Raw genomic sequence first — 26,555 nt, 5'->3', positions numbered from 1 at the left:
ACGTTTAGACAATACGGCCGGTTCGCCACGCGGGCAGGGCGCATGGGGGTGCTTTTGCGCAGGTGAGACGAGCCTTACACGGTGAGCGGCCCGGCAAACACGAACGCCCCGCCCGGAAAGACCCGGACGGGGCGTCGTACTGCCTGATCAGGAGAGTCAGAGGCCGAGCTCGACCTCGAACTCGCCCGCCTCCAGGATCGCCTTGACCGCCGTCAGGTAGCGGGCGGCGTCGGCGCCGTCCACCAGGCGGTGGTCGTAGGAGAGGGTCAGGTACGTCATGTCGCGGACGCCGATGACCGTTCCCTCCTCGGTCTCGATGACGGCCGGACGCTTGACCGTGGCACCGATGCCGAGGATCGCGACCTGGCCCGGCGGCACGATGATCGTGTCGAACAGCGCGCCGCGCGAACCGGTGTTGGAGATGGTGAAGGTCGCGCCGGACAGCTCGTCCGGGGTGATCTTGTTGGCGCGGACCTTGCCCGCCAGCTCCGCCGTGGCCTTGGCGATGCCGGCGATGTTGAGGTCGCCCGCGTGCTTGATGACCGGGGTCATCAGGCCCTTCTCGGAGTCCACCGCGATTCCGACGTTCTCGGAGTCGAAGTAGGTGATCGTGCCCTCGGCCTCGTTGATCTTGGCGTTGATGACCGGGTGGGCCTTCAGCGCCTGCGCGGCGGCCTTGACGAAGAACGGCATCGGGGAGAGCTTGACGCCCTCACGGGCCGCGAACGCGTCCTTGGCACGGGCGCGCAGCTTCATCAGGCGGGTGACGTCGACCTCGACGACCGAGGACAGCTGGGCCTGCTCGTGCAGGGCCTTGACCATGTTGTCGCCGATGACCTTGCGGATCCGCGGCATCTTCACGGTCTGGCCGCGCAGCGGGGAGACCTCGAGCGCCGGGGCCTTCTTGGCCGGAGCGGCTGCCGCGGCCGGAGCCGGGGCAGCGGCGGCGGCCTTCGCGGCCTCGGCGGCGGCGACGACGTCCTGCTTGCGGATACGGCCGCCGACGCCGGTGCCTTTGACGGTGGCCAGGTCGACGCCGTTCTCGGCGGCGAGCTTGCGTACCAGCGGGGTCACGTAGGCGCCCTCGTCGGTCGCCTGGGTGGCGGTCGGCGCGGTGGGCGCGGTGGCCGGGGTCACCGGGGCCGGGGCGGGGGCGGGAGCGGGGGCGGGCGCCGGAGCGGAGGGCACCGGCTCGGGGGCCGGGGTGGTCTCCTGCTGCGGGGCCGGAGCCGTGGGCGCCTGGGGGGCCGGAGCGGCGGGGGCGGGCGCCGGGGCCTCGGCGGCGGGCGCCGGGGCGGGGGCGGCCGGAGCCGGAGCGGCGGCCGGGGCGGCACCCGGGGCGCCGATGACGGCGAGCTTGGCGCCGACCTCGGCGGTCTCGTCCTCGCCGACCACGATCTCCAGCAGCACGCCGGAGGTGGGCGCCGGGATCTCGGTGTCGACCTTGTCCGTGGAGACCTCGAGCAGCGGCTCGTCGGCCTCGACGGAGTCGCCGACCTCCTTCAGCCAGCGGGTGACGGTGCCCTCGGTGACGGACTCACCGAGCGCGGGCAGGACCACGTCCGTGCCCTCGGCGCCGGAGGCACCGGTGGTGGCCTCGGCGGTCGGGGCCGGGGCCGGCGCGGCCTGCTCGGTGGAGGGGGCGGCCGGGGTCTGGGCCGCCGGAGCGGCCGTGGGGGTCGGCGCCGGCTCGGCGGCCGGGGCGGACTCGGCGGCCGGGGCCGGAGCGGCAGCGGGGGCCCCCGTGCCGTCGTCGATCACGGCCAGCTCGGCGCCGACCTCGACGGTCTCGTCCTCGGCGACCTTGATGGAGGCCAGCACACCGGCGGCGGGCGAGGGGATCTCGGTGTCGACCTTGTCGGTCGAGACCTCGAGCAGCGGCTCGTCGGCCTCGACGCGTTCGCCCTCGGCCTTCAGCCAGCGGGTGACAGTGCCCTCGGTGACGCTCTCACCGAGCGCCGGAAGGGTTACGGAAACCGCCATGGTTTCGGTTGCTCCTAACGAATTGCGGAAGTCTGTGTCGTCGCGAGTTGTCGCGCGCCCGTTGACCGAAGGCTCAGTCGTGGGAGTGGAGGGGCTTGCCGGCCAGGGCCAGGTGGGCCTCGCCGAGCGCCTCGTTCTGCGTCGGGTGGGCGTGGATGAGCTGGGCCACCTCGGCCGGCAGCGCCTCCCAGTTGTAGATCAGCTGGGCCTCGCCGACCTGCTCGCCCATGCGGTCGCCGACCATGTGGACGCCGACCACGGCACCGTCCTTCACCTGGACGAGCTTGATCTCGCCCGAGGTGTTCAGGATCTTGCTCTTGCCGTTGCCCGCCAGGTTGTACTTCAGAGCGACGACCTTGTCCGCGCCGTAGATCTCCTTGGCCTTGGCCTCGGTGATGCCGACGGAGGCGACCTCCGGGTGGCAGTAGGTCACCCGCGGGACACCGTCGTAGTCGATCGGGACGGTCTTCAGGCCGGCCAGACGCTCCGCCACCAGGATGCCCTCGGCGAAGCCGACGTGCGCGAGCTGGAGCGTCGGGACCAGGTCACCGACGGCGGAGATGGTCGGCACGTTCGTCCGCATGTACTCGTCGACCAGGACGTAGCCACGGTCCATGGCGACACCCTGCTCCTCGTAGCCCAGGCCCTGCGAGACCGGGCCGCGGCCGACGGCGACGAGGAGGATCTCCGCCTCGAACTCCTTGCCGTCGGCGAGGGTGACCTTGACACCGTCCTGGGTGTACTCGGCCTTCTGGAAGAAGGTGCCCAGGTTGAACTTGATGCCGCGCTTGCGGAACGCGCGCTCGAGAAGCTTGGAGGAGTTCTCGTCCTCGACCGGGACGAGGTGCTTCAGGCCCTCGATGACCGTGACGTCCGAGCCGAAGGACTTCCACGCCGAGGCGAACTCGACGCCGATGACACCGCCGCCCAGGATGATCGCCGACTTGGGCACGCGGTCCAGGACGAGGGCGTGGTCGGAGGAGATGATGCGGTCGCCGTCGATCTCCAGGCCCGGCAGCGACTTCGGCACGGAGCCGGTCGCCAGCAGGACGTGGCGGCCCTGGACGCGCTGACCGTTCACGTCGACGGAGGTCGGGGAGGACAGCCGGCCCTCACCCTCGATGTAGGTCACCTTGCGGGAGGCGACGAGGCCCTGAAGGCCCTTGTACAGGCCGGAGATCACGCCGTCCTTGTACTTGTGGACCCCCGCGATGTCGATGCCCTCGAGGGTGGCCTTGACGCCGAACTGCTCGCTCTCGCGGGCCTGGTCGGCGATCTCGCCCGCGTGCAGCAGGGCCTTGGTGGGGATGCAGCCCCGGTGCAGGCAGGTGCCGCCGACCTTGTCCTTCTCGATCAGGGCGACGTCCAGGCCCAGCTGCGCTCCGCGCAGGGCCGCGGCGTAACCGCCGCTGCCACCGCCGAGGATCACTAGGTCGAAAACGGTGCTGGCGTCGTTCGCCACGTCACGTCCTCCATGCATGTGCGCCACGCCGGTCGTCGGTGACCGGTCGGCGGCTGGTGTCCGGCCGCTCTTCTTCGGCCCTGTGGTGGGGGCCCTGTCCTGCCGAGCCCCATCTTCGCACTTGTCAGTCGTGTCCGAGACGCCGGGCCGGTGTGTGAGACGTCCCACGTTCAGATGCGCACAGGGCTCGAGCTTGCCCACCCAGGGGCGCGGGGCTGTGTCGATGTGCGGCTCCGCCGCGTGGGCGCGACCAGCCCCCACGCGACGCAGCCGCCGTACTACGGACGAACCGAGCTCCGAAGCGAACTCAGCCCAAGTCACCCGCAGCCGTCAGCTCGGCGAGCCGCACCAGCGTCCGCACACCCGAACCCGTGCCGCCCTTGGGCGTGTACCCGAAGGGGCCCTGCTCGTTGAAGGCCGGGCCGGCGATGTCGAGGTGGGCCCAGGTGATGCCCTCGCCGACGAACTCGCGCAGGAAGAGACCGGCGACCAGGCCGCCGCCCATCCGCTCGCCCATGTTGGCGATGTCGGCGGTGGGGGAGTCCATGCCCTTGCGCAGGTGCTCCGGCAGCGGCATCGGCCAGGACGCCTCGCCGACCTCCTCGGCGGCCTCGACGATCGCCGTGCGGAACGCGTCGTCGTTGGCCATGACACCGAAGGTGCGGCTGCCCAGCGCCAGCACCATCGCGCCGGTCAGCGTCGCCACGTCGACGATCGCGTCCGGCTTCTCCAGCGAGGCCGCCCACAGCGCGTCCGCGAGGACCAGGCGGCCCTCGGCGTCGGTGTTGAGGACCTCGACGGTCTTCCCGCTGTACATGCGCAGCACGTCACCGGGGCGGACCGCGGTGCCCGACGGCATGTTCTCGGCGAGCGCCAGCCAGCCGGTGACGTTGACCTCCAGGCCCAGCCGGGCGGCGGCGACGACGGCGGCGAACACGGCGGCGGCACCGCTCATGTCGCACTTCATCGTCTCGTTGTGACCGGCGGGCTTGAGCGAGATGCCGCCCGAGTCGTACGTGATGCCCTTGCCGACGAGGGCCAGGTGCTTCTTCGCCTTCGAGCTCGTGTAGGACAGCTTCACCAGGCGGGGTGCCGCGGCCGAGCCGCCGCCGACGCCGAGGATGCCGCCGTAGCCGCCCTTGGTCAGGGCCTTCTCGTCGAGCACCTGCACCTTGAGGCCGTGTTCCTTGGCCGCCGCCTGGGCGACCTGGGCGAACGCCTCGGGGGTGAGGTCGTTCGGCGGCATGTTGATCAGGTCACGGGCCCGGTTGAGCTCCTCGGCGACGGCGGCGGCACGCGCGACGGCGCCCTTGTGGGCCGCGTCCCGCGGCTTGCCGCCGAGCAGCGTGGCCTCGGCGAGGGGGCCCTTGCCGTTCTTCGCCTTCGACGACCGGTCGGCCTTGCCGTTGTCCTTGTACGCGTCGAAGGAGTACGCGCCCAGCAGCACGCCCTCCGCGATCGCGCCGACGTCGCCGGCGTCGCCGACGGGCAGCGCGAAGGCGGCCTTCTTCGCCCCGCCGAGGGCACGCGCGGCCACGCCGGCGGCCCGGCGCAGCGTCTCGGCGTCGTACGAGCCGTCCTTGTCCGGCGCCGCCCCCAGGCCCACCGCCACGACGAGCGGCGTCTTGAAGCCGGCCGGGGCGGGCAGCTTCGTCAGCTCGCCCTCGGCGCCCGAGGCACCGAGGGTGTCCAGGACGTCGGCGAGCCTGCCGTCGTACGCCTTGTCCACGGCCTCGGCGCCCGGCGCGACGACGAGGTCCGCAGACTTGGGCGCAGTGCCCTTGGCGACACCGATCACGATCGCGTCGGCCCGGAGGCCGGGCACCGCGGCGGTGCTGAGAGTGAGAGCAGTCACGGTGGTGAAATCTCGCTTCCGATATGTAAGTTCTGTGGCCGATGCGGGTGGGGCGACCGGGCCCGGGGAGCGACCGCCCTGGCACCGAGCTGGGGAGGCGCGTTGCGACCGGGCCTTCACCCTGTCGGCGAACACCCGGGACGAGCCTACGCGCGTCGTCGCGTGCGCTCATTCCTGCGGGTGTGCACGGCCCGGTCCTCCCCGGGTTTACCACATGGGCGGCAACGGCACGGCCTCGCGGGCGAATCGACCTCAGCCCCGGGAAACCCTGCCCCGCGCCCGGTCGCCGGTCTCCTGGAACGCCCCGTGACCGAGGTGCCCGCGAGCCGGCCGGCGAGGGAGCGGCGGCTGGGGGAGCGCACCGGCAGCGCGTTGACCAGGAACGGCGCCACCGCCGGCGTGCACACCGCACCGGCCGCGGGAACTGACCCTCGATCAGCGGCACACAGGCCACCGTGTACGCCGTGGGGGCACGAGAGGGGGGCATGGCGTGCCGGCCCCGCGCCCGCGGCATGATCCGCCGGGCAGGTCCTACCGGCCCAGGCCGAAGACGACGAGCGCCGTTGTCGCCGCGGTCTCCGCCAGTCCGCCGAACACGTCGCCGGTGACTCCGCCGAAGCGGCGTGTGCAGTGCCGGAGCAGGAGTTCGGCGACGGCGACGGCGCCCGCCACGGCCAGCGCGGCGCGGGCGACGTCGTACGCGTCGAGAAGGGCGCCCGCCGCCCCGGCCGCCATGACGACGCCGACCGCGACGGCCAGGGCGCCACCGGTCGGCACCACCCCGGCGACCGCCGCCCCGAGCCCCTCCGGCCGGGCGGCCGGCACCCCGTGGCGGGCGGCGAGGGTCAGCGCCAGCCGGGCCGCCGTGGCCGAGACGACGGCGGCGAGCGCGCCCCGCGCCCACGAGCCGCCGTAGGCCTGGGCGAGTGCGGCCACCTGGGCCAGGAGCACGAAGACCAGCGTGAGCACGCCGAACGGCCCGATGTCCGACTGCTTCATGATCCGCAGCGCGTCCTCGGCGGGCTTGCCGCTGCCCAGCCCGTCCGCGGTGTCGGCCAGCCCGTCGAGATGCAGGCCCCGGGTGAGCGCGGCGGGTACGGCGGCGGTGGCGACCGCGGCGAGCAGCGGGCCCGCACCGAGGAGGAGCAGCAGCAGGCCGGCCGCGGCCGCACACGCGCCGACCACCAGGCCGGCCAGCGGGGCGCACAGCATGCCGCCGCGCGCCGCCTCCCGGTCCCAGCGGGTGACCCGGACCGGGAGCACGGTGAGGGTCCCGAAGGCGAAGCGCAGGCCGTCCGGCCAGGGGGTCTTGACCACCGGCGCAGGCTACCCGGCGCCCGGACGGGCCGGTACGGCCGCTCCCGCGGGCGGGCACGCCCTCCGCGGTTAAAGTGCGCATATGGGACATTGGTGGTACCGGAACATCATCGAGCCGGGCAAGCTCCCGCTGCTCCTCGCCCTCAGCGCCTTCGTCCTGACCTTCGTGGTCACCCGCGTGATCACCCGCCTGATCCGGGCGGGCAAAGGGCCGTTCGGCAACGTCACGGGGGCGGGCGGGCTGCACATCCACCACGTGGTGCCCGGGGTCGTCCTCACCGTCGTCGGCGGCTTCGGGGCGGTCGCCAGCGAGCGGCACACCTTCGGCGAAGGGCTCTTCGCCGTCGTCTTCGGCGTCGGCGCGGGACTCGTCCTGGACGAGTTCGCGCTGATCCTGCACCTCCATGACGTCTACTGGACCGAGGACGGCCGCAAGAGCGTCGAGGTCGTCGTCCTCACCGCCGCCCTTGTCGGCCTGATCCTCGTCGGCTTCTCCCCGTTCGGCGTCAACGACCTCACCCAGGGCGAACTCCAGGACCGCGGCACCGTCATCTCCACCGTGGCCGGGAACTTCCTCCTCTCCCTCGTCGCCCTGGCCAAGGGCAAGCTCCGCACCGCGATCTTCGGCGTGATCGTTCCGGTGGTCGCTCTGGTCGGCGCGGCGCGCCTGGCCCGGCCCGGCTCCTACTGGGCCCGCCGCCTGTACCGCCGCCGGCCGCGCGCGCGTGCGCGCTCGATCCTGCGGGACTATCACCACGACCGGCGCTGGCTGCGCCCGGGCCTCGCCTTCCAGGACTGGATCGGCGGCAGACCGGACCCGACGCCCTCGAGGGTGCCCGGCCGGCGCTGACCGAGCCGCAGGGTCTCGCCCGCGCACAGCAGCGTCACGCCCGCCAGGGCCGCCAGGTGTTCCTTGCCCGCGAGGTTCTCCTTCACCAGGATCTCCGCCAATATCGCGGCGGCCACGCCACCCGCCGTGACGTACGCGCCGTACCGTCGGCCCAGGTACACGGCCAGGCCCACCACGGCCGCCGACGGGCCGGTGTCCACGACCTGGGCGTCCGTGGCGGGCAGGCCCAGCAGGTGGTGCGGGCCCAGCGCGATGCCGGCGCGCGCGTACAGCGTGCCGGCGAGCGTGGCCACGTACGCGATGGCCAGCGTCCGCCGTCGGCCCAGACAGATCTCGGCGAGGCCGAACACGAACAGGATCTGGGCGAGCGCCCCCCACACCGGCAGGTCCAGCGCCGGCACGAACAGGGAGAGGGGAGTGCGCAACAGCGCCAGCCACAGGGGGTCCGCGGCCCGTACGGCCCCCATGGCCTGTATCGGCCGACAACCCCAGGGCTGGTTCTGCACCGACTGCACCGCCGCCGTCAGGCACACCGCCCCGACCGTCATCGGGATCGCCCGCAGGCGCCGCCGCAACAGCGGCCCGCGCACGGTGACGTACAGCAGTCCCCATTCGGCGCGGGCCCAGCGGGCGAGCCGGCGGGCGAGCGGGTTCACCTGTGGGTCTCCGGATGCGTGCGGTGCAGCCACTTCGGCAGCCCCGGCGCCGTGGGGCCTGTGGTCGGATTCCCGCCTGCCCGGCGGCGTCCGGCACGCGCTCCCCCACTCTCGGCTTCGCTCGAGCGGGGGGACCCCCATGCGGCGTTGCCGAACCGCCCACGTGGCTCCTCCCCCACTCTCGACTGCGCTCGAGCGGGGGCACCCCCATCGAGGACGCTCCGGCGCCTTGCGATCACACGCACCGGACGCCGCGGGGCCCGCCCTTCGGGCGGACGACGGGAATCCGACGACAGGCCCCCCAGGAACCCCTCCGCCCGCGCCGACGCCAGGCCGATGCGCAGCAGGTCCGCGCTCTTCTCGAAGAGCAGGAACCGCGGTTCCCAGATGGGCCGGTACTTCGCGTTGGCGCGGTACAGCGACTCGATCTGCCACCAGCGGGAGAAGAAGCTGAGCAGCGACCGCCACAGCCTCAGCACCGGCCCGGCGCCGAGGCGCGCGCCACGTTCGAAAACGGAACGGAACATGGCGAAGTTGAGCGAGACCTGGGCGACGCCGATTTCGCCGGCCCGGCGCAGCAGCTCGATGACCATGAACTCCATCAGCCCGTTGTCCGAGTCCCGGTCGCGCCGCATGAGGTCGAGGGACAGACCGCGCGGCCCCCACGGGACGAAGGACAGCAGTGCGCGCAGCTCACCCCGGGCGTCCGCGCACTCGAGCATCACGCACCGCCCGTCCCCGGGATCGCCGAGCCGCCCCAGCGCCATGCTGAACCCGCGCTCGGTCGCCCCGTCGCGCCAGTCGTCCGCCCGCCGCAGCAGGTACGCCATGTCGTCGGCCGGGATGTCCTCGTGCCGCCGGATGCGCACCGTGTACCCGGCCCGCCGCACCCGGTTGTACGCCTGCCGGACGGTCCGCATGGCCCGCCCCTCCAGGGTGAAGTCGGCGACTTCCACGATCGCCTCGTCACCGAGCTCCAGCGCGTCGAGACCGTGCCGCGCGTACACGGTGCCCGCCTCCTCGCCGGCGCCCATCACGGCCGGGATCCAGCCGTGCTCCCGCGCCTGGGCCAGCCACGGCACGATCGCCCCCGGCCATGCCTCGGGGTCGCCGATCGGATCCCCGGAGGCCAGCGACACCCCGCCCACCACGCGGTAGGCCACCGCCGCCTTCCCGGTCGGCGACCACACCACGCTCTTCTCCCGGCGCAGCGCGAAGTAGCCGAGGGAGTCCCGGTCGCCGTGCCGGTCCAGCAGGGCCCGCAGCCGCTTCTCGTCGTCCTCGGTGAGCGGGTCCACGGCACGCCGGGAGCGGAAGGCGGCGTAGAGCACGGCCAGGACGAGGAGCGTGCTCATCACGTTGATGACGACGTTGACCCAGTTCGGGGAGGTGATCCCCGGGAACCGCGCCTCGTCGGCGGCGACCGAGACCAGCCGCAGCGTGCCGTAGTGCCAACGCTCCGGGAACGTCGAACGCCCGGCGTCCGGGGCCTGGTTGGTGACCGTGACCAGCAGCGCGGCCAGGATCGAGGCGACGAGCCCGCCGCCGACCGCGACCGTGACGGCCAGCTTGGGGTTGGACCGGTCGCCCTTGGCGTAGAACTCCCGGCGGCCCACCAGCAGCGCTCCGACGAAGGCGGCCGACAGGACCAGCGAGATCCAGTTCTGCGCGTACCGCTGGATCTCCGGGAACGCCATGGCGAATGCGAACAGGGCCAGGAACAGGCCGCTGAGCACCAGGTTCAGGATCCACGCGGCCCGCTTGCGGCGCCGCATGGTGATCGCCAGGAACGTGGTGAACACGCCCGAGGCGAAGCCGGCCGTCAGCAGGTACGGCGTGAAGAGGTTCTCCTGGTTGTGCCGCCGCACGTCCTGACCCAGCGAGACCCACACCGCGCTCAGGAAGTTGACGAAGGCGACCGCGCGCAGATACCAGACGGCGAGTGCGGCGGCCCGCCGGGACGCCCCGGTGGACCGCCGGCCGTTCTCACCCGGCCGGTCCGGGGTGGCCTGCTGGTGCGCGGCAATTCGGGCATCTCCCATGATGGAGGATCATATGGGTGCCGCCGCGGCGAACCATGGCTTTTCCGGTCGGGCCATCCTCCCGTCGGCTACTCCGCCTGCTCGGGCCCGGCGTCGGACTCCCCGGACGGCTTCGCTTCGGCCTGTTCCTCGGACGGCTTCGCCTCGGCCTGCTCCTCGGGCCGCTTCTCCTCGACCTGCTCCCCGGGCTCCTGCTCCCCGGTCTTCTCCGCGGGCTCCTCCTCCTGCTCCCGTTCGGGCAGCTCCGCCGCCAGTGCGGCCGCCGCCTGGACCAGCGGCAGGGCGAGCAGCGCCCCCGCCCCCTCCCCGACGGTCACCCGCTGCTCGAGCAGCGGCTCCAGCGCCATCCGGTCCAGCGCCTTGGCCTGCCCCGGCTCCCCGCTGTCGTGCCCGGCCAGCCACCAGTCCGGCGCCCGGAACGCGATCCGCTGCCCGACCAGCGCGCTCGCGGCCGCCACCACCCCGTCCAGGATCACCGGCAGCTTGCGCACCGCGGCCTGCAGCAGGAACCCGGTCATCGCCGCGAGGTCGGCCCCGCCCACCGTCGCCAGCAGCTGCAGCTGGTCGCCGAGCACCGGTCGCGCCCGCCGCAGCGCGTCCCGGACGGCGGCGCACTTGCGCATCCACGCCAGGTCGTCGATCGCCTCGCCGCCCCGCCCGGTCACCACCGACGCGTCCGTCCCGCACAGCGCGGCCACCAGCACCGAGGCCGGCGTGGTCCCGCCGACGCTCACATCGCCGAGCACCACCAGGTCCGTACCGGAGTCGGCCTCCTCGTCGGCCACGGCGACACCCGTCCGGAAGGCCGCCTCGGCCTCGTCCAGGGTCAGCGCGTCCTCGACGTCGATGCGTCCGCTGCCGCGCCGCACCCGGTGCCGTACCACCTCCGCCGGCAGTGACTCCGGGTCGCAGTCCAGCGCCATGTCCACCACCCGCACCGGCACCCCGAGCCTGCGGGCCAGCACCGACGCCGGGCTCGCGCCCTCCAGGACCGCCCGGACCAGCCGGCCGGCGCTGCCCGCGGGCCGGGCGGAGACACCCATTTCGGCGATGCCGTGGTCACCGGCGAAGAGCACGACGCGCGGCCGTTCGACCGGCCGAACCGGTACGGTCCCCTGCGCGGCGGCCAGCCACTCACCCAGGTCGTCGAGGCGGCCCAGGGACCCGGGCGGCACGATCCGCCCTGCTCGGCGGGCCTCGGCGTCACGGCGCACGCCCCCGTCCGGACGCTCGATCAGATCGGTGAAGTCGTCGAGATTAAGCGAGCTCATTCGCCGAACAGTACCGGCAGCGATCGAACAGTTCCGCGCCACATCAGCACCACACCCGCGCGATGTCTTTGCACCCAAGATCGGCATCCCATACGTTCCGCTTTGCAGCGGAATGTCGCACAGGGAGCCGCCCATGCAGCCCTCGCCCCACACCCCGCGGACGACCCCTCAGGGCGGCCCGCAGGTCACGGACCCCTTCCTGGAACGGCGCCGTGCGGACTGCCCCTGGTGCGGCTCCCGGCGACTGCGCACCCGGCTGCGCGCCCCCGACCCGCTGCGGCACCGGCCGGGCACGTTCGTCGTCGACGAGTGCCACGACTGCGGCCACGTCTTCCAGAACCCCCGGCTCACGGCGGAGGGAATCGACCTCTACCACCGGGACGCCTACCAAAAACACCTGGAGGAGTTCGGCGAACGCGTCCTGAGCGCCCGCGCGGTCCGCCGCCGGCACCGCGCCACCGCCCACGCGCTGTCGGCGCTGCCCGATCCGGAGAGCTGGCTGGACGTGGGCACCGGGCACGCCCGCTTCCCCGAGGCGGCCAAGGAGTTCTTCCCCTACACCAGCTTCGACGGCCTGGACCCGACGGCCCGCGTGGAACAGGCCCTCCTTGCCGGGCGGGTCGAGGAAGCCCACCGCGGCTTCCTGTCCACCCCTGGGAACCCGGCCCGGCTGCGCTCCCGCTACGACGTGGTCACCATGTTCCACCACCTGGCGCACGTCCCCGACCCGCGCGCCGAACTCCGCGCCGCCCTCACCGTCCTGCGTCCCGGCGGCCACCTCGTCGTCGAGGTCCCCGATCCGCACAGCGCGTTCGCCGCCCTGCTCGGCAGGTGGTGGCTGCCCCACGGGCAGCCGCGCCACCTGCACCTGGTGCCCCTGGGCAACCTCCGTACGGAACTCCAGGCCCAGGGCTGCACGATCCTCGTCACGGACCGCAGAGCCCCCCACACCCCCTACGACCTGTCAGCGGCGCTCCGCCTGGCCCTGACCCGGGCCCACCCCGCGCTCAGAGCGGCGGCCACCCCCCTGGCCGCGGCGGCCTCCGCCCTGGACCACACCCTGGCCCCCGCCCTCCGCCGCACCCGCTTCTCCAACGCGTACCGCCTCGTCGCCCGCAAGGACAGACCGTAGAACCAGGCCGCAGAACCAGGCCGCAGAACCAGGCCGCAGAACCAGGCCGCAGAACCAGGCCGTAAAAGCTGACCGGCCAGACCGCAGAACCCGCGGCGCCTCAGTGCACCAGCAGGTCGATCACACCCGTGAGGTCCTCGTCGCCACCGCCCTCGCCCAGGCGGCGGCGCATCAGGTCGAAGTAGGGGCCGAGCAGTTCCGGGCTGACGCCCTGCTGCTCGGCGGTGCTCAGGAAGGTCGGCGTGCCGGCCACCTGCATGGCGAGGCTGGAGACGACGCCCTTGGTGTAGTCGCCGCTGCGCAGCCGGTCGGCGGTCCGGTAACCGCCGGGGCCATCGCGACGAGCCAGTCGGCCAGCAGCGGGGCGAGTGCCGCGGGGTCGATGTCCTCCCTGCGGATCAGAGCGAAGGCGTGCGCGGTACCGGCGAACATTCCGTACATGGCGCTGAGCAGGGCCACGTCGTGCAGGGCCGCGAAGCCCGCGTCCTCGCCGACGTAGGTGGTGCCGACCGGTACCGCCAGGGTCTCCCGGTGCCGCTCGAACAGCTTCCGCGAGCCGCTGTAGAAGACGTAGCCGCCGGCTTCCGGGACGCCGATCATCGGAGGGACGGCCATGACTCCGCCATCCAGGTAGCGGGCGCCGCGCTCGCGTGCCCACTCGGCGCGTGCTCGGGCCTGGGCAGGGGTGCTGGTGGTCAGGTTGACCAGGTCCCTGCCGGCCAGGTCGGTGCCGGCCAGCACCTGGTCGACCGAGGTGTCGTCCAACAGGCAGACGGCGATCAGGGAGTTCGCCGCGACCGCCTCGGCGGCGGTGTCCGCCACCCTCGCGCCCTCGGCGGCGAGTGCCGCCGCGCGGGCCGGGGTGCGGTTCCAGACGGTGAGCGGGTGGCCGGCGGCAAGCCAGGTGCGAGCCAGCGCGGTGCCCATGGCGCCGAGGCCCAGCACGGTGACGGGAGTCTTCTCAACAGGGTTGTGTGCCATGCCGACCAGGCTGGTCACAGGGCCGGGGGTGATCAAGTACGCACTTGGTTGTGGGTGGTTACCCCGGGGTGAGCGAGCACGTCAGGAGGGCGGGGCATGACGACGCTGAACCGGCCGGGCGCACCGGAGCGACACGTCTGCGGGATCGAAGCCGCGATGGAGGTGATCGGAGGCAAGTGGAAGGTGCTGATCCTGTGGGCGCTCCACGGGCACCCCTGCCGTCGCTTCGGCGAGCTGCGCCGGCTGCTTCCCGGGATCACCGAGAAGGTGCTGGCCTCTCACCTGCGTGAGCTGGAAGCGGACGGCGTCGTGCACCGCGTCTCCTTCGACGAGGTGCCGCCCCGCGTCGAGTACTCGCTGACCGAGGACGGGATGCGCCGCAACGACGCCCTCCGGCCGCTGGCCGCCTGGGGGCGCGAGCGGCCGGCCGCCCCGGCCCGAGCCGTCACGGTGCCGATCAGCGAGAAGCCGAGGTCATGACCACTCGCTGCTGCGAGACGATGACCAACAGCGTGAACCTGCGCTGCGACGAGCACGACGACCCGTTCGCCTGCCCGGACGCGCTGGTCGACTTCAGCGCCAGGTTTGAGGACGAGTTGCCCGCCGAGTTCCAGGACGCCCGCCGGCTCACCCCGCCGCACCGAGAGTGACGAGCCGGCGGCTCCCGGGCCACTTCTGCGACACGCCGAGGCGCGAGAGCAAGTCTGGACCCCCTGCATCGACCTGCACACGGTCTGCCCGAGCGTCCCTCAGCTTGGGAGGAGGTTCCGATGGTTGCCAACGCCATGGAAACGACGTTCCCCGCCTTTCCGACGGGGCTGACCCCGCGGCCCGGAGCATGCGCACCAAGCCCGGGCGGGAACATACTGGCGTGTAGAGGTGAGAGCCATGGCGCCTGTGCGAGACGGATTCGACGCGCCTCCGCCCGTAGGACCGCACGACCTCCTCGACGCGTCCGACGACGCGGTAGCGCTGGTGTCCGCGGCCGGCAAGGTGATCGGCTGGACGCGGGGGGCTGAAGCACTCCTCGGCTACTCCAGTGCGCAGGTGGTCGGGCGTCCTGCCGCAGAGCTGCTGGCGATGCCCGGGGACCCGGTACGTGTCGCCCGTATCGCGGAACGGTGCCGCGCGGGAATGGGCTGGAGTGGCCGGGTCGCCGTACGGCGCGACCGTGCCCCCGTCGAGGTCGGCCTGCGCGTGTCCGGGCCCTTCCACATCGGCGAGGACGAGTGTTTTCTGATCTCGGCACGACCGGAGCGGCAGCAGTGGACCATGGGCGAGTCCGTCCTGGACGGCTTCCTGACCCGCTCTCCGGTCGGTATGGCGGTGATGGATCTGGAGATGCGCTACGTCTGGATCAACGACACCCTGGAGCGTTTCGGCGGTGTGCCACGTGAACAACGGCTGGGGCGCCGGCTGAGCGAGCTGCTGCCGGGCCTGCAGGGGGAGACCCTCGAGGGCGTGATGCGCAAGGTGCTCACGACCGGCGTGCCGGTCACCGACTACGAGTACATGGGATGGAGTTGGGCGGACCCGCACCGTCAGCACGCCTACTCCACCTCGTTCTTCCCGCTGGTGGACGCCGACAACTCCGTCACCGGGCTGTGCTACATGGTCATGGACGTCACCGAGCGCTGGAACGCCCGCCGGCTGCTGTCGCTGGTCAGCGAGGCCGGGACCAGCATCGGCAGGACGCTGGACGTGATGCGCACGGCGCAGGAACTCGCCGACTTCGCTGTTCCGCGCTTCGCCGACTTCGTCATCGTCGACCTTCTCGAGCCGGTCCTGAGCGGCGAGGGCCAGGGGACATGGTTGCCCGACGCCGGGCCGGCGCCGGCCCGGCCGGTGATGCGCCGGGCCGGAATGAGCTCCGTACGACCGGGCTGCCCGGAGGCCGTCGCGCAGACAGGGGACAAGGTCGACTTCGTTCCCCCGCCGCACGACGCGAACCTGCTCGTCGACGGCGAACCGATCTTCATACCCGTTCTCGACCCGAGCGATCCCCTGTGGATCGCCGAGCAGCCGGCCAGGATGGCCAGCATCCGCGAGTTCGGTCTGCACTCCCTCATCTCGGTGCCGATGCGGGCGCGCAACACCGTCCTCGGTCTCGCCTCTTTCGCCCGGTCGGTGAACCCCACCTCGTTCCAGCAGGACGACGTGCTGCTGGCCCGGGAGCTGGTGGCGCGGGCGGCGCTGTGCGTCGACAACGCCCGCCGCTACACCAGGGAACACACCGCGGCGGTCACGCTGCAGCGCAGCATGCTCCCCCACGCCCTGACCGGTGGAACAGCGCTGGAGGTGGCCTCCCACTATCTGCCGGCGGACGCGTCGGACGGGGTCGGCGGCGACTGGTTCGACGTGATCCCGCTGTCCGGTGCCCGTGTGGGTCTGGTCGTCGGTGACGTGGTCGGCCACGGCATCACCGCGGCGGCGACGATGGGCCGGCTGCGCACCGCCGTGCAGACCCTCGCCGACATGGACCTGCCCCCAGATGAGCTGCTGGCCCACCTCGACGACCTGGTGCTCCGGCTGAGCGAGGAACCGACCACCGACCCCGCCGACCAGACCGTCACCGCCTTCCTCGGAGCGACCTGCCTGTACGCCGTCTACGACCCGGTGACACAGCGGTGCACGCTGGCCCGGGCCGGCCATCCACCGCCGGTCGTCGTCACCCCGGACGGGCGGTTCTCCTTCCCGGAGCTTCCCGCCGGTCCTCCGCTCGGGCTGGGCGGCATGGCCTTCGAGGCAACCGAGATCGAACTCCCCGAGTACAGCATCTTCGGCCTCTACACCGACGGCCTGGTCGAGGGGGCCGACCGCGACATCGAGGGCGGCATGTCCCGTCTCGGACATCTGCTGTGCTCGCCCGGCTCCGACCTGGAAACGCTGTGCGCGAACGCGGTGCGCCGGCTCGTTCCCGCGCCGCAGCCCGACGACGTCGCCCTGCTGCTCGCCCGCGCCCACGCCCTGGGCCCCGATCAGGTCGCCTCCTGGGACGTGCCGCTGGACCCGGCCGCCGTCGGTGACGTCCGCGCAGCCGCGACACGTCAGGTCGAGACCTGGAGCTGCCGGGAACTGGCCATGACGACGGAGCTCATCGTCAGCGAACTCGTCACCAACGCGATCCGCTACGCCTCGGGCCCCGTACGCCTGCGACTGCTCCGTGACGCTCGCCTGACCTGCGAGGTGGCCGACGGCAGCAGTACGGCTCCTCGCCTGAGGCACGCCCGCAGCACGGACGAGGGCGGCCGCGGCCTCTTCCTCGTCGCCCAGCTCTCCCATCGCTGGGGTGTCCGGTACACGCCCGGAGGGAAGATCATTTGGGCCGAGCAGGAGCTCCCATGACCGCACCGTCCTCATGCGGATCATGGGCGCTTGAGTGCGGGCAGAACCGGAGCGACCGCGTCCGGCCGCCCGTGAGGCGCCGGCCCGCCCGGCCTCGGCGGTCACCGAGGTCCACGAGCGGCTTCAGGCGCGCGCCTGGTCGTTCGGGCGCAGTCGGCCGGGCAGGTCACGGAAGCGGTACCGGCGCTCGGGCCTGCCCGTGACCCCGTAGCGCAGGGACACCTCGGCGCGCCCGACGGTCCGGAAGTGCTCCAGGTAGCGGCGGACGCTCACGCGGGAGACGCCGGTCAGGACGGCGCACTCGGTGGCCGACAGGGTGCCGTCCGCCTCGCGCAGGGCCCGCTCGATCATCTCGGCGGTCTCCATGCTCATGCCCTTGGGCAGGGCGGGGGCGGCCTGGCCCGACCCCGCCGCTGCAGCCAGTCCGCGGTCGATGTCGGCCTGACTGCGCGCGACCGTGCAAGCCGGCATCAAGGTGGCGGCCTTGTCGGCCGAGAGTCGGGCAGGGGCGCCACCGGGCAGTAGGTCACGCGCGACCATCTACCTGGCCGCACTCCACATCGCCGGCATCTTCCTGTGGCCCGCCCGCTGATCAAACGAAATCCCCTAGCCCCGCAGCACCACCGCCTGCCCCGCCACCACCAGCACCACCTGCTCGCACTCGCCGGCGAACGCCGCGTTCAGCCGTCCCAGCTCGTCCCGGTAGCGCCGGCCGGAGGAGGTCGCCGGCACGATCCCCGAGCCGACCTCGTTCGACACCGCGACAACGGTCCGCCGCGCCCCCCGCACCGCCGCGGTCAGCTCCCGCACCCGCTCCCGCAACGCCCGCTCCCCACCGGACGCCCACTCCGCGTCGTCCCACGCCCCGACGGAGTCCATCGCGTCCGTCAGCCACAGCGACAGACAGTCGATCAGCAGCGGCGGCCCGTCCTCCCCGAGCAACGGCACCAGGTCGCAGGTCTCCGCCGTACGCCAGGAACCCGGCCGCCGCTCCCGGTGCGCCGCCACCCGCGCCGCCCACTCGGTGTCCCCGTTCCGCGCACCGCCCGTCGCCACGTACAGCACGCCGGGAAAGGCCTCGAGGCGCCGCTCGGCCTCCACCGACTTCCCCGACCGCGCACCGCCCAGCACCAGCGTCCGCCGGGGAACGTCCGGCACGTCCTCGTACGCGCCCACCACCAGCGTCGCCCCGTCCGGCACCGCGCGTGCCCCCGCCGCGGCCAGCCGCCGCCGCAACTCCGCCCCGGGCGGCACGTCGTGGTCGAGGTGGACGGCGACGACGTCCGTGGTCGGCCCCACCGCGCCCACCGCCCGCAGCTTGGCCAGCGCGTCCGGCCGTCCCACGACGTCCGCCAGGACCATGTCGTACGTCCCCCCGGGCACCGCCCCGTTCTCCAGTCCGGCCGGCGCGCTGCCCGGGGGCAGGTACAGCAGCCGCTGCCCGTCCGGCCCGGTCACCGCGTACCCGGTGCCGCCCGCGTCCATCGCCAGCGCCCGCACCCGATGCCCCGTCAGCAGCGTCAACTCCTGGCCGTCCGGCACCCGCACGGGCTGCGGCAGGCCGTCCGGCACCTCGATCGCCGGTCCGTCGTGCGGATGCGACAGCGCCACCTGCCGCACCCCGCCCAGCGAATGCCCGGCCCGTGCCGCCGCGAACGCCGCGCCGGGCGTCAGGTCGAGCAGCAGCAGCCCGTCCACGAGCAGCGCGGTGGCGGCCCGCGCGTCCGGCCCGAGCGCGGTGGCGCAGGCCGCGCAGGGGCAGTCGGGGCGGGGCAGGCCCGCGGGGGCACCGGTGCCTAGCAGAGTCACTTCCACGGACCTGATTTTCGCTTGTCGCCGCACGTCTTGCGCGTCCGGTTAGGCTCGTGGCAGAAGCCGGACCAAGATCCGGCTTTCGCTCTGCACGTGGTCGCACCAGGGAGGCGTACATGGTGGCTTGGACGTGGCGGTTCGAGAAGGCCGACGGGACGGAGGTCCAGCCCGCGGTGCAGCCGGAGGAGTTCACCACCCAGGGGGATGCCGAATCCTGGGTCGGTGAGCACTACAAGGCCCTGCTCGAGGGCGGCGCGGACCAGGTACGGCTGTTCGAGGACACCACGGAGATCTACGGCCCGATGAGCCTGCACGCCGAGGAGTCCTGACCCACGGGGGGCGGGGAGTACCGGAACGGGTACTCGCCCGCCCTCCTCACTGCTCGCCCAGCGTCACGTACACGGTCCGCGGGGCGCCGTCGCGCACGAAGGTCACCGGTATCCGCTGCCCCGGCCGGTCCGCCGCCAGCGCCTCGGACAGCGAGGTGATCGTGGTGATCCCGGCGTCGCCCAGCCTGGTGACGACGTCACCGGGCCGGATACCGGCCCGGTCGGCCGCGTCCCCGCCCCGCACGTCGACCACGGCCACCCCGGCGGGCCGCAACGCCCCGTCGAGAACGGTCCGGCCGGTGATGCCGAGCGCGGCCCGTCCCGAGTCCGTCACCCTGCCCTTCCTGACGATCTGGTCGGCGACGGTCCGCACCATGGACGCGGGGATCGCGAACCCGATCCCGGGCGCCGCGCTGCCGCCGAGCTCGGGATCGGCGGCGGCGAGCGTGGGAATGCCGATGACCTGCCCGCTCAGATCGACCAGCGCCCCGCCGCTGTTGCCCGGGTTGATGGCCGCCGACGTCTGCACCATGTTCCCGATGGTGGCGCCCGTCCCCCCGCCCTCGCTGCCCTCGCTGACGGTCCGTCCGGTCGCCGACACGATGCCCTGCGTCACGCTGGACGACAGCCCGAGCGGCGAGCCCATGGCCAGGACGATCTGCCCGACCTGCACCTTCCCGGAGTCCCCGAACCGCGCGGCCTTCAGCCCGCCCGGAACCCCGTCCAGCTTGATCACCGCGAGGTCCTGCTCCGGGTAGGAGTACACCAGGGACGCGGTCAGCGGGTCCTCGCTGTTCGCGGTGGTCACCCGGAAGGTCTTGTCGTCCCCAACGACATGGGCGTTGGTGACGATGTGTCCGTCGCCGTCGTACACCACACCGGAGCCGAGGGAACCGCTCGCCCGGATCTGTACCACCGACGGCAGGACGTCCCTGATCACCTTCAGATACGCGCTCTGCAGGTCGGCCCCGGACCCGGGAACCGCGGCACCGACCGCCGACCGCTCCGTTCCGGCCGACGGATCCAGGGCGGAACAGCCGCCGACGAGCGCCGCGCAGCACGCGAACGCCCCGAGGGCGGCGACGGTCCGCAGGGCAGGCACAGGCGAGGCACTCATGCCCCGAGTTTCCCCACGGCGTCTTCCACCGTCCCCCCGGACTCACCCGAACGAGCGTGGCTGTGGGCCTGGGGAGCCGCTCCAGCCGGGCGGAGGTGCCGGACCCGGCGAGCGCCCGCCCGGGTGCTCGCTGCCCGGCGCGGTCCTCAGCCCCGTACCCCGCACAGGTGCAGCAGCGCCGCGACTCCCCGGTACGGGTCCGTCCGGCCGGCGCGTTCCTCGGCGGCCAGCAGGGTGTCCAGGTCGGCCGGGAGCTCCGCGCCGTCCGGTGCGGTGTCCGTGAAGACCCGCACGCCGTACCAGGTGTGCAGCGGCGCCCCGATCCCGGCGAGCGTGGCCGTCAGCTTGGCGAGCCGGTCGGCGCGCACGTCGAGGCCGAGGCGGTTGCGATAGGCGGTCGAGTCGAACGCGGCCAGCGCGCCCGCCCAGTCGCCGGACAGCCCCGGCCGCATGGCCAGCGCGTCGCCGTTGCGCACCAGCAGCGACAGCAGCCCGCCCGGGGCGAGCATCCGGGCCAGCCCGGCCAGCAGCGGATCGGGCTCCTCGACGTACATCAGCACCCCGTGGCACAGCACCACGTCGAAACTGCCCGGCAGGAAGTGCACACCGGTGTCCCGCCCGTCGCCCTGCACGATCCGCATCCGCTCGCGGATCCCCTCCGGCTGGCCGGACAGCGCCTGACGCGCCGCCGCGATCATCGTGGCGTCCTGCTCGACACCGGTCACCTTGTGCCCGGCCCGGGCCAGCCGCAGCGCCTGCGTGCCCTGGCCCATCCCGACGTCGAGCACCCGCAGCCGCTGCCCGACCGGGAACCGCCCGGCTATCTGCTCGTCGAGCTGCCGGCCGACCAGTTCCTGCCGTACGACGTCCCGCAGCCCGCCCAGCTTGCTCAGCCAGCTCTCGGCCGCACCCCCCTGGAAAGCGTCCGTGCTCAGGGCCGCTCTCCGCGCTTGACCTGCGGCTTGGGCAGCCGGAGCCGACGCATCTGGAGGGAGCGCATGAGGGCGTAGGCCACCGCGCCCTTCCTGTTCTTGTCAGGGAAGCGCTCGGTCAGCCGCTTCCGCAGCCGGACACCGCTGAGGACCGAGTCGAGCACGATCAGGACGATCACGACCAGCCACAGCAGCAGCGCGATGCTCTGCAGGGCGGGCACCCGCACGACGCTCAGCACCAGGATGACCACGGCCAGCGGCAGGAAGAACTCCGCCATGTTGAACCGCGAGTCGACCCAGTCGCGGGCGAACCGGCGGACCGGGCCCTTGTCACGGGCCGGCAGGTACCGCTCGTCGCCGCTCGCCAGCGCCTGGCGCTGCCGCTCCAGCTGGACGCGGCGCTCCTCGCGCTGCCGCTTGGCGGCGTCCTTGCGGTTCGTCGGGGTGCTGGCGAAGCTGCGGCGCTGGGCCTGGGCCTCACTGCGCTTGGGCGTGGGCCGTCCCTTCTTCGCCTGCGGGTCACGGGGCTGATTGGAGTCGGTCAGCACCGCCTTGGCGGCGGGGGCCTTCTCATCCTTGGCACGGCTACGGAACACAAAACCCAAGGGTACGGGGTGCGGGGGAGTGAGCCCCAGCCCGGCTGGGAACGATTGGGCAACACCATTCGTCTCCAGGGGGACACAGGGGACGTTGCAGACGGTTCGCCCACGGCACCCCCGGGAGCCACCTACTCCCTACGCCGGAGCGGACCGGACCGCACTCGTCCTTGGGGATGAGCGCATCCGTCCCCGAACAGTGCGGTAATGGATGCAGGGCCCGTACTGTGGGTTCTGCAGCAGGATCTGTGAGCTGGAGTCCGTCAGAAGGGGGCGCGCGAAGCCCATGAGCGGTGTCATGAAGCGTATGGGGATGATCTTCCGCGCGAAGGCGAACAAGGCCCTTGACCGGGCCGAGGACCCGCGCGAGACCCTCGATTACTCGTACCAGAAACAGCTGGAGCTGCTGCAGAAGGTCCGCCGCGGCGTCGCCGACGTGGCCACCTCGCGCAAACGTCTGGAACTCCAGCTCAACCAGCTCCAGTCCCAGTCGACCAAGCTGGAGGACCAGGGCCGCAAGGCGCTCGCGCTCGGCCGCGAGGACCTGGCCCGCGAGGCCCTGTCCCGCCGGGCCGCGCTCCAGCAGCAGGTGACGGACCTGGAGACGCAGCACTCCACCCTCCAGGGCGAGGAGGAGAAGCTCACCCTCGCGGCCCAGCGGCTCCAGGCCAAGGTCGACGCCTTCCGTACGAAGAAGGAGACCATCAAGGCCACCTACACCGCCGCCCAGGCCCAGACCAGGATCGGCGAGGCCTTCACCGGCATCTCCGAGGAGATGGGCGACGTCGGCCTGGCCATCCAGCGCGCCGAGGACAAGACGCAGCAGCTCCAGGCCCGGGCCGGCGCCATCGACGAGCTCCTCGCCTCCGGTGCCCTCGACGACCCCACCGGCACGGCCAAGGACGACCTCCAGGCCGAGCTGGACCGGATCTCCGGTGGTACGGATGTAGAGCTGGAACTGCAGCGCATGAAGGCGGAACTCGCCGGAGGCTCGCCCCAGCAGGCGATCGAGGGCGGCACCGGCCAGGGACAGTCCCAGCAGCCGCAGGACACCCCGCGCTTCGACAAGCAGTAGCCCGAGCGCCGACAGCCACAGCCTGGAGGGCGACATGGCCGACATGATCGTACGGATCATGGGGGAGGGGCAGGTGAGACTGGCGGACAGCCACCTCACCGAGCTGAACAAGCTGGACGACGAGCTACTGGCCGAGATGGAGAACGGCGACGGCCCCGGCTTCCGCCGCACCCTCCACGCCCTCCTGACCAAGGTCCGGGACCTGGGTGAGCCCGTACCGGACGACTCCCTGGACCCCTCCGACCTCATCCTGCCGTCGCCCGACGCGACGCTGGAGGAGGTCAGGGAACTGCTGAGCGACGACGGTCTCATTCCGGGCTGACGGGGACTGGGGGCAATGCCCCCAGGAACGTACTGTGCACCTGTGAGCACCCTCGACCGCGCCCGTTGCCGCCTGCGGGCGCACCCCCTCGCGCTGGACGCGGCACTGGCGGGCGGCGTGCTGGTGTGCATGGTGGTCGGGTCCTTCGTGACCCCGCAGGGCGAGAACGGCGCCGACTGGGGCGTGCACCGCCCCGACCCGCTCAGCCTGCTGCTCATCACCGTGGGCGCGGCGGCGCTCGTCCTGCGCCGCAGCGCCCCCAAGACGGTGCTCGCCGTCACCGGCACCGTCTCCCTCATCGAGTGCGTCACCGGCGACCCACGCGCCCCGGTCGCCATGTCCGCCGTGGTCGCCCTCTACACCGTCGCCTCGACCACCGACCGCGCCACCACCTGGCGCGCCGGCCTGCTCACCATGACCGTGCTGACCGGCGCCGCCATGCTCGCCGGTCCCCTGCCCTGGTACGCGCAGGAGAACCTCGCCATCCTCGCCTGGACCGGCATCGGAGCCACCGCCGGGGACGCCGTCCGCAGCCGGCGCGCCGTCGTGCAGGCCATCCGCGAGCGCGCCGAGCGGGCCGAGCGCACCCGCGAGGAGGAGGCCCGCCGCCGGGTCGCCGAGGAACGCCTGCGGATAGCCCGCGACCTGCATGATGTCGTCGCCCACCACATCGCCCTGGTCAACGTCCAGGCCGGGGTCGTCGCCCACGTCATGGACAAGCGCCCCGACCAGGCCAAGGAGGCCCTCGCCCACGTCCGCGAGGCGAGCCGCTCGGCGCTGAACGAACTCCGCGCCACCGTCGGCCTGCTCCGCCAGTCCGGCGACCCGGAGGCCCCCACCGAACCCGCCCCCGGCCTGGGCGGCCTCGAAGACCTCGCGGACACCTTCCGCAACGCCGGTCTCCGGGTCGAGGTCGCCCGCGCCGACCAGGGCACCGAACTGCCCGCCGCCGTCGACCTGGCCGCGTACCGGATCATCCAGGAGGCCCTCACCAACGTGCGGAAACACGCCGGACCCGACGCCAAGGCCGAGGTCAGCGTGGTCCGCGTGGGCCCGAACATAGAGGTGACGGTGCTGGACGACGGCCGGCCCGGGGAGGACGAGCCCACCCCCTCGGGCGGTGGCCACGGCCTGCTCGGCATGCGCGAACGCGTCACCGCCCTGCGCGGCACCCTCACCACCGGGCCCCGCTACGGCGTTGGTTTCCGCGTCCATGCCATCCTGCCGGTCAAGACCCCCACCGCCGCACCTGGAGACCCCGCATGACCATCCGTGTCCTGCTCGCCGACGACCAGGCACTGCTGCGCAGCGCCTTCCGGGTGCTCGTCGACTCCGAGCCGGACATGGAGGTGGTGGGGGAGGCGTCGGACGGCGCGGAAGCCGTGCGGCTGACTGCCGAGCACCGGGCCGACGTCGTCCTGATGGACATCCGCATGCCGGGCACGGACGGCCTGGCGGCCACCCGGCTGATCAGCGCGGACCCCAGGCTCGCCGATGTCCGCGTCGTCATCCTCACCACCTTCGAGGTGGACGACTACGTGGTGCAGGCGCTGCGGGCCGGAGCGTCGGGCTTCCTCGGCAAGGGCTCGGAACCGGAGGAACTCCTGAACGCCATCCGGGTCGCCGCCGGGGGAGAGGCCCTGCTCTCCCCGACGGCCACCAAGGGCCTCATCGCCCGCTTCCTCGCCCAGGGCGACACGGGCGACGGCGACCCGGTCCGCGCGGAACGCCTCGCGGCGCTGACCGGGCGGGAGCGGGAGGTGCTGGTGCAGGTCGCGGGGGGCCACTCGAACGACGAGATCGCGGAGCGGCTGGAGGTCAGTCCGCTGACCGTGAAGACGCACGTGAACCGGGCGATGGCCAAGCTGGGGGCCCGGGACCGGGCGCAGCTCGTGGTGATCGCTTACGAGTCGGGGCTGGTGCGGCCGAGGGGGGACTGACGGGTCCTTATCGCTTGAGGGCGCTCACGAACGCGTCCCAGGCGGGGGCTGGGACGACGAGTACGGGGCCGTGGGGGGCCTTGCTGTCGCGGACGGGGACGATGCCGGGGAAGTCGTCGGTGATCTCGACGCAATCACCCCCGTTGGCGTTGCTGTAACTGCTCCGGCGCCACCGGGCGGAGTTCAGCTCGGGGGTGTGTCGCATGGCTGGTAGTCCTCCATCGCCTGTCGGATCAGCTCCGCCGAGGCGGCCGGTGGAAGGGCGTTGGCGCGAAGCACTTCGTAACGCCGCCGCCACTTCTTCGCCGAGTCCCGATCCTCGTGGAGGTGGCCGACCTCGACGCCCTCTTCGTAGGCCACGGTGGAGCTGTTGGGAAGGGTCAGCAGGGTCAATGTGCCGCCCAACACGTAGTGAGCACCAGCGCTGAAAGGCATCACCTGGACCTTGCTGTCCGGAGTATCCACCTGTTCGAGCAGCCGGGCCAGTTGATTGTGCATGCATTCTCTGCTGCCGACCGGTCGCCGGAGGACGGCTTCGTCGATGATCGCCCACCGCAAGGGCGGTTCGGCCGAGCGCAGCCTGTCTTGCCGGGACAGGCGCGCGTTGACACGCTGCTCCACCTGTTCCGGCGTCAGTTCTTCCCGGAGGCTGAGCTGTGCGTGGGCGTACTCCTTGGTCTGCAACAGCCCTGGGACGGCTTGTGCAACGAAGGTCTCGATGACCTACGCCTGCGCCTCGGAGTCCATGAAGCGCCGGTACTGGTCCGGGTGCGCCTCCCGCTTGGCCAGTTGGTACAGCCCGTGGAAGTGCCTGTCCGAGCCGAACGCGGCGTCCAGCCGGTCCGGCAGGTCCGGGGGCGGCATCAACTCCGCCGTCTCGATCCGGGCGAGCGTGCTCTTGCTGGAGTTCACGATGCCGGCGAGCTGGACGAGAGACAGGCCCGCGACCTCGCGGTGGCGGCGTTGTTCGGCGCCGAAGTAGTGGCGGGCGGACAGGTACGGGGTCAGGGCCTGGGGCCGGAAGGTCATGAGTCGCGCCTTTCCTGTTGTTGTTCGTCCCGTTCTCAACGCTGGGACGATGAGTCACTGTCGAGATGCCGCACCGCAGAGTGACCATGGTGAAGCACACGGTAATCATGGAGGAATCGACGCGATGATGCGGGACGGATACGGCAAACCGCTGCGGTTGCTGCCCTGGACCACGCCGGAAGGCGGGCCTTGCTACCTCAGTTCCGACGACCCAGGTAGCCGCCTCTCGGTGATGGCCGACGAACTGGAGGCCCAGTTGCTCGCCTCGGCCGAGACCGTGCTGCGGAAGGCCAAGCCGTTGCTCGCCGAAGCGAACGCCGAGGCGCGGGAGTTGCGCTTCGCCGGGGTGCGGCTTGCCGAAGCGCTGCAGGACGCCCTGGGGATCGCGGAGTGCCGGGGCGCCCGGCTGCCGGAGCGCTGACGGTCATGGCGCGGTCTGGGTAATGGCTGTTTGCTGATGCGCCTCGGGAAAAGTTGCGGGCCACTGTCGATCCGACCAGATCCCGTTC

The 26,555-nt window shown here is 72.5% G+C and carries 23 protein-coding genes and 3 pseudogenes; 11 read left to right on the top strand and 15 right to left on the bottom strand.

Going from position 1 to position 26,555, the window contains the following annotated elements; genetic code table 11:
* Positions 1-156 precede the first annotated feature (156 nt).
* The 4 genes from sucB to ACWC21_RS05085 form a co-directional block, all read right to left on the bottom strand.
* The gene (sucB, locus tag ACWC21_RS05100; protein ID WP_450878246.1) at positions 157-1,983 is read right to left on the bottom strand and encodes a 2-oxoglutarate dehydrogenase, E2 component, dihydrolipoamide succinyltransferase; all 1,827 of its coding nucleotides are present in this window, start codon (positions 1,981-1,983) and stop codon (positions 157-159) included.
* Between the two features lie 73 nt (positions 1,984-2,056).
* The gene (gene lpdA, locus ACWC21_RS05095; protein ID WP_450878244.1) at positions 2,057-3,445 is read right to left on the bottom strand and encodes a dihydrolipoyl dehydrogenase; all 1,389 of its coding nucleotides are present in this window, start codon (positions 3,443-3,445) and stop codon (positions 2,057-2,059) included.
* A gap of 307 nt (positions 3,446-3,752) precedes the next feature.
* Positions 3,753-5,300 (bottom strand): leucyl aminopeptidase, encoded by a 1,548-nt coding sequence (locus ACWC21_RS05090; RefSeq protein WP_450878242.1) that lies wholly within the window; start codon positions 5,298-5,300, stop codon positions 3,753-3,755.
* A 531-nt stretch (positions 5,301-5,831) separates the two neighbouring features.
* Positions 5,832-6,617, bottom strand: coding sequence for an adenosylcobinamide-GDP ribazoletransferase (locus ACWC21_RS05085; protein ID WP_450878240.1), 786 nt, complete (start codon positions 6,615-6,617; stop codon positions 5,832-5,834).
* A gap of 82 nt (positions 6,618-6,699) precedes the next feature.
* On the opposite strand from ACWC21_RS05085, the gene ACWC21_RS05080 reads away from it, so the two are divergent.
* Positions 6,700-7,467, top strand: coding sequence for a hypothetical protein (locus tag ACWC21_RS05080; RefSeq protein WP_450878238.1), 768 nt, complete (start codon positions 6,700-6,702; stop codon positions 7,465-7,467).
* On the opposite strand, the gene ACWC21_RS05075 is transcribed toward ACWC21_RS05080, so the two are convergent.
* The 3 genes from ACWC21_RS05075 to cobT all read right to left on the bottom strand — a co-directional run bounded on the left by ACWC21_RS05075 (position 7,368) and on the right by cobT (position 11,436).
* Complete coding sequence (locus ACWC21_RS05075) at positions 7,368-8,123, bottom strand: hypothetical protein (RefSeq protein ID WP_450878236.1); 756 nt, start codon at positions 8,121-8,123, stop codon at positions 7,368-7,370. The genes ACWC21_RS05080 and ACWC21_RS05075 overlap by 100 nt on opposite strands.
* Positions 8,120-10,165, bottom strand: coding sequence for a phosphatidylglycerol lysyltransferase domain-containing protein (locus ACWC21_RS05070; RefSeq protein ID WP_450878234.1), 2,046 nt, complete (start codon positions 10,163-10,165; stop codon positions 8,120-8,122). Before ACWC21_RS05070 ends, ACWC21_RS05075 begins: the two co-directional genes overlap by 4 nt.
* Positions 10,166-10,233: 68 nt before the next feature.
* Complete coding sequence (gene cobT / locus ACWC21_RS05065) at positions 10,234-11,436, bottom strand: nicotinate-nucleotide--dimethylbenzimidazole phosphoribosyltransferase (protein WP_450878232.1); 1,203 nt, start codon at positions 11,434-11,436, stop codon at positions 10,234-10,236.
* Positions 11,437-11,569: 133 nt separating this feature from the next.
* Between cobT and ACWC21_RS05060 the strand changes: the two genes are divergently transcribed.
* Positions 11,570-12,568, top strand: coding sequence for a class I SAM-dependent methyltransferase (locus ACWC21_RS05060; protein WP_450878230.1), 999 nt, complete (start codon positions 11,570-11,572; stop codon positions 12,566-12,568).
* 100 nt (positions 12,569-12,668) lie between these two features.
* On the opposite strand, the pseudogene ACWC21_RS05055 reads toward ACWC21_RS05060, so the two are convergent.
* A pseudogene (locus ACWC21_RS05055) lies at positions 12,669-13,549 on the bottom strand (NAD(P)-dependent oxidoreductase).
* 96 nt (positions 13,550-13,645) lie between these two features.
* Between ACWC21_RS05055 and ACWC21_RS05050 the strand changes: the two are divergent.
* From ACWC21_RS05050 to ACWC21_RS05040, 3 genes are all read left to right on the top strand, one after another.
* On the top strand, positions 13,646-14,029 hold the full coding sequence (locus tag ACWC21_RS05050; protein ID WP_450878228.1) for a winged helix-turn-helix transcriptional regulator: 384 nt from the start codon (positions 13,646-13,648) through the stop codon (positions 14,027-14,029).
* Positions 14,026-14,199: a DUF6980 family protein gene (locus ACWC21_RS05045; protein ID WP_450878226.1), complete on the top strand. Its 174-nt coding sequence runs from the start codon at positions 14,026-14,028 to the stop codon at positions 14,197-14,199. Before ACWC21_RS05050 ends, ACWC21_RS05045 begins: the two co-directional genes overlap by 4 nt.
* Before the next feature lie 238 nt (positions 14,200-14,437).
* Positions 14,438-16,894: a SpoIIE family protein phosphatase gene (locus tag ACWC21_RS05040; RefSeq protein ID WP_450878224.1), complete on the top strand. Its 2,457-nt coding sequence runs from the start codon at positions 14,438-14,440 to the stop codon at positions 16,892-16,894.
* Between the two features lie 123 nt (positions 16,895-17,017).
* Here ACWC21_RS05040 and ACWC21_RS05035 read toward each other — a convergent pair.
* Both ACWC21_RS05035 and ACWC21_RS05030 read right to left on the bottom strand, forming a co-directional pair.
* Positions 17,018-17,353: pseudogene (locus ACWC21_RS05035) on the bottom strand (two-component system response regulator); the annotation flags it as partial.
* A 147-nt stretch (positions 17,354-17,500) separates the two neighbouring features.
* Positions 17,501-18,709 (bottom strand): bifunctional adenosylcobinamide kinase/adenosylcobinamide-phosphate guanylyltransferase, encoded by a 1,209-nt coding sequence (locus ACWC21_RS05030; RefSeq protein WP_450878222.1) that lies wholly within the window; start codon positions 18,707-18,709, stop codon positions 17,501-17,503.
* Between the two features lie 113 nt (positions 18,710-18,822).
* Here ACWC21_RS05030 and ACWC21_RS05025 point away from each other — a divergent pair, with 113 nt between their 5' ends.
* Positions 18,823-19,035 carry a hypothetical protein gene (locus tag ACWC21_RS05025; protein ID WP_388788357.1) on the top strand — a complete coding sequence of 71 codons (213 nt, stop codon included), beginning with the start codon at positions 18,823-18,825 and terminating at the stop codon, positions 19,033-19,035.
* A gap of 46 nt (positions 19,036-19,081) precedes the next feature.
* On the opposite strand, the gene ACWC21_RS05020 is transcribed toward ACWC21_RS05025, so the two are convergent.
* The 3 genes from ACWC21_RS05020 to ACWC21_RS05010 form a co-directional block, all read right to left on the bottom strand.
* The gene (locus tag ACWC21_RS05020) at positions 19,082-20,152 is read right to left on the bottom strand and encodes a S1C family serine protease (RefSeq protein ID WP_450878220.1); all 1,071 of its coding nucleotides are present in this window, start codon (positions 20,150-20,152) and stop codon (positions 19,082-19,084) included.
* 146 nt (positions 20,153-20,298) lie between these two features.
* On the bottom strand, positions 20,299-21,003 hold the full coding sequence (locus ACWC21_RS05015; RefSeq protein WP_450878294.1) for a class I SAM-dependent methyltransferase: 705 nt from the start codon (positions 21,001-21,003) through the stop codon (positions 20,299-20,301).
* Positions 21,004-21,083: 80 nt separating this feature from the next.
* Entirely contained in the window at positions 21,084-21,719 is a 636-nt protein-coding gene (locus tag ACWC21_RS05010; RefSeq protein ID WP_450878292.1) for a DUF3043 domain-containing protein, read from the bottom strand.
* 247 nt (positions 21,720-21,966) lie between these two features.
* Between ACWC21_RS05010 and ACWC21_RS05005 the strand changes: the two genes are divergently transcribed.
* Genes ACWC21_RS05005 through ACWC21_RS04990 form a run of 4 tightly spaced genes read left to right on the top strand, consistent with a single transcriptional unit; the run spans position 21,967 to position 25,017 of the window.
* Positions 21,967-22,755: a PspA/IM30 family protein gene (locus ACWC21_RS05005; protein ID WP_450878218.1), complete on the top strand. Its 789-nt coding sequence runs from the start codon at positions 21,967-21,969 to the stop codon at positions 22,753-22,755.
* A gap of 43 nt (positions 22,756-22,798) precedes the next feature.
* Entirely contained in the window at positions 22,799-23,077 is a 279-nt protein-coding gene (gene pspAA, locus ACWC21_RS05000; RefSeq protein WP_450878290.1) for a PspA-associated protein PspAA, read from the top strand.
* A 42-nt stretch (positions 23,078-23,119) separates the two neighbouring features.
* A complete protein-coding gene (locus ACWC21_RS04995) occupies positions 23,120-24,343 on the top strand; it encodes a sensor histidine kinase (RefSeq protein WP_450878216.1) in 1,224 nt (407 codons plus the stop codon).
* Entirely contained in the window at positions 24,340-25,017 is a 678-nt protein-coding gene (locus ACWC21_RS04990) for a response regulator (RefSeq protein WP_450878214.1), read from the top strand. The genes ACWC21_RS04995 and ACWC21_RS04990 overlap by 4 nt, the downstream gene beginning before the upstream one ends.
* A gap of 7 nt (positions 25,018-25,024) precedes the next feature.
* On the opposite strand, the gene ACWC21_RS04985 is transcribed toward ACWC21_RS04990, so the two are convergent.
* Both ACWC21_RS04985 and ACWC21_RS04980 read right to left on the bottom strand, forming a co-directional pair.
* Positions 25,025-25,222, bottom strand: a complete 198-nt coding sequence (locus ACWC21_RS04985) for a DUF397 domain-containing protein (RefSeq protein WP_450878212.1) — start codon at positions 25,220-25,222, stop codon at positions 25,025-25,027.
* Positions 25,201-26,046: pseudogene (locus ACWC21_RS04980) on the bottom strand (helix-turn-helix domain-containing protein). Before ACWC21_RS04980 ends, ACWC21_RS04985 begins: the two are co-directional and overlap by 22 nt.
* A 124-nt stretch (positions 26,047-26,170) precedes the next feature.
* Between ACWC21_RS04980 and ACWC21_RS04975 the strand changes: the two are divergent.
* Positions 26,171-26,467, top strand: a complete 297-nt coding sequence (locus ACWC21_RS04975; RefSeq protein ID WP_450878210.1) for a hypothetical protein — start codon at positions 26,171-26,173, stop codon at positions 26,465-26,467.
* Positions 26,468-26,555 lie beyond the last annotated feature (88 nt).

Source organism: Streptomyces sp. NPDC001348 (genome assembly GCF_053597535.1).
This window is presented reverse-complemented; position numbering and strand designations above follow the sequence as displayed.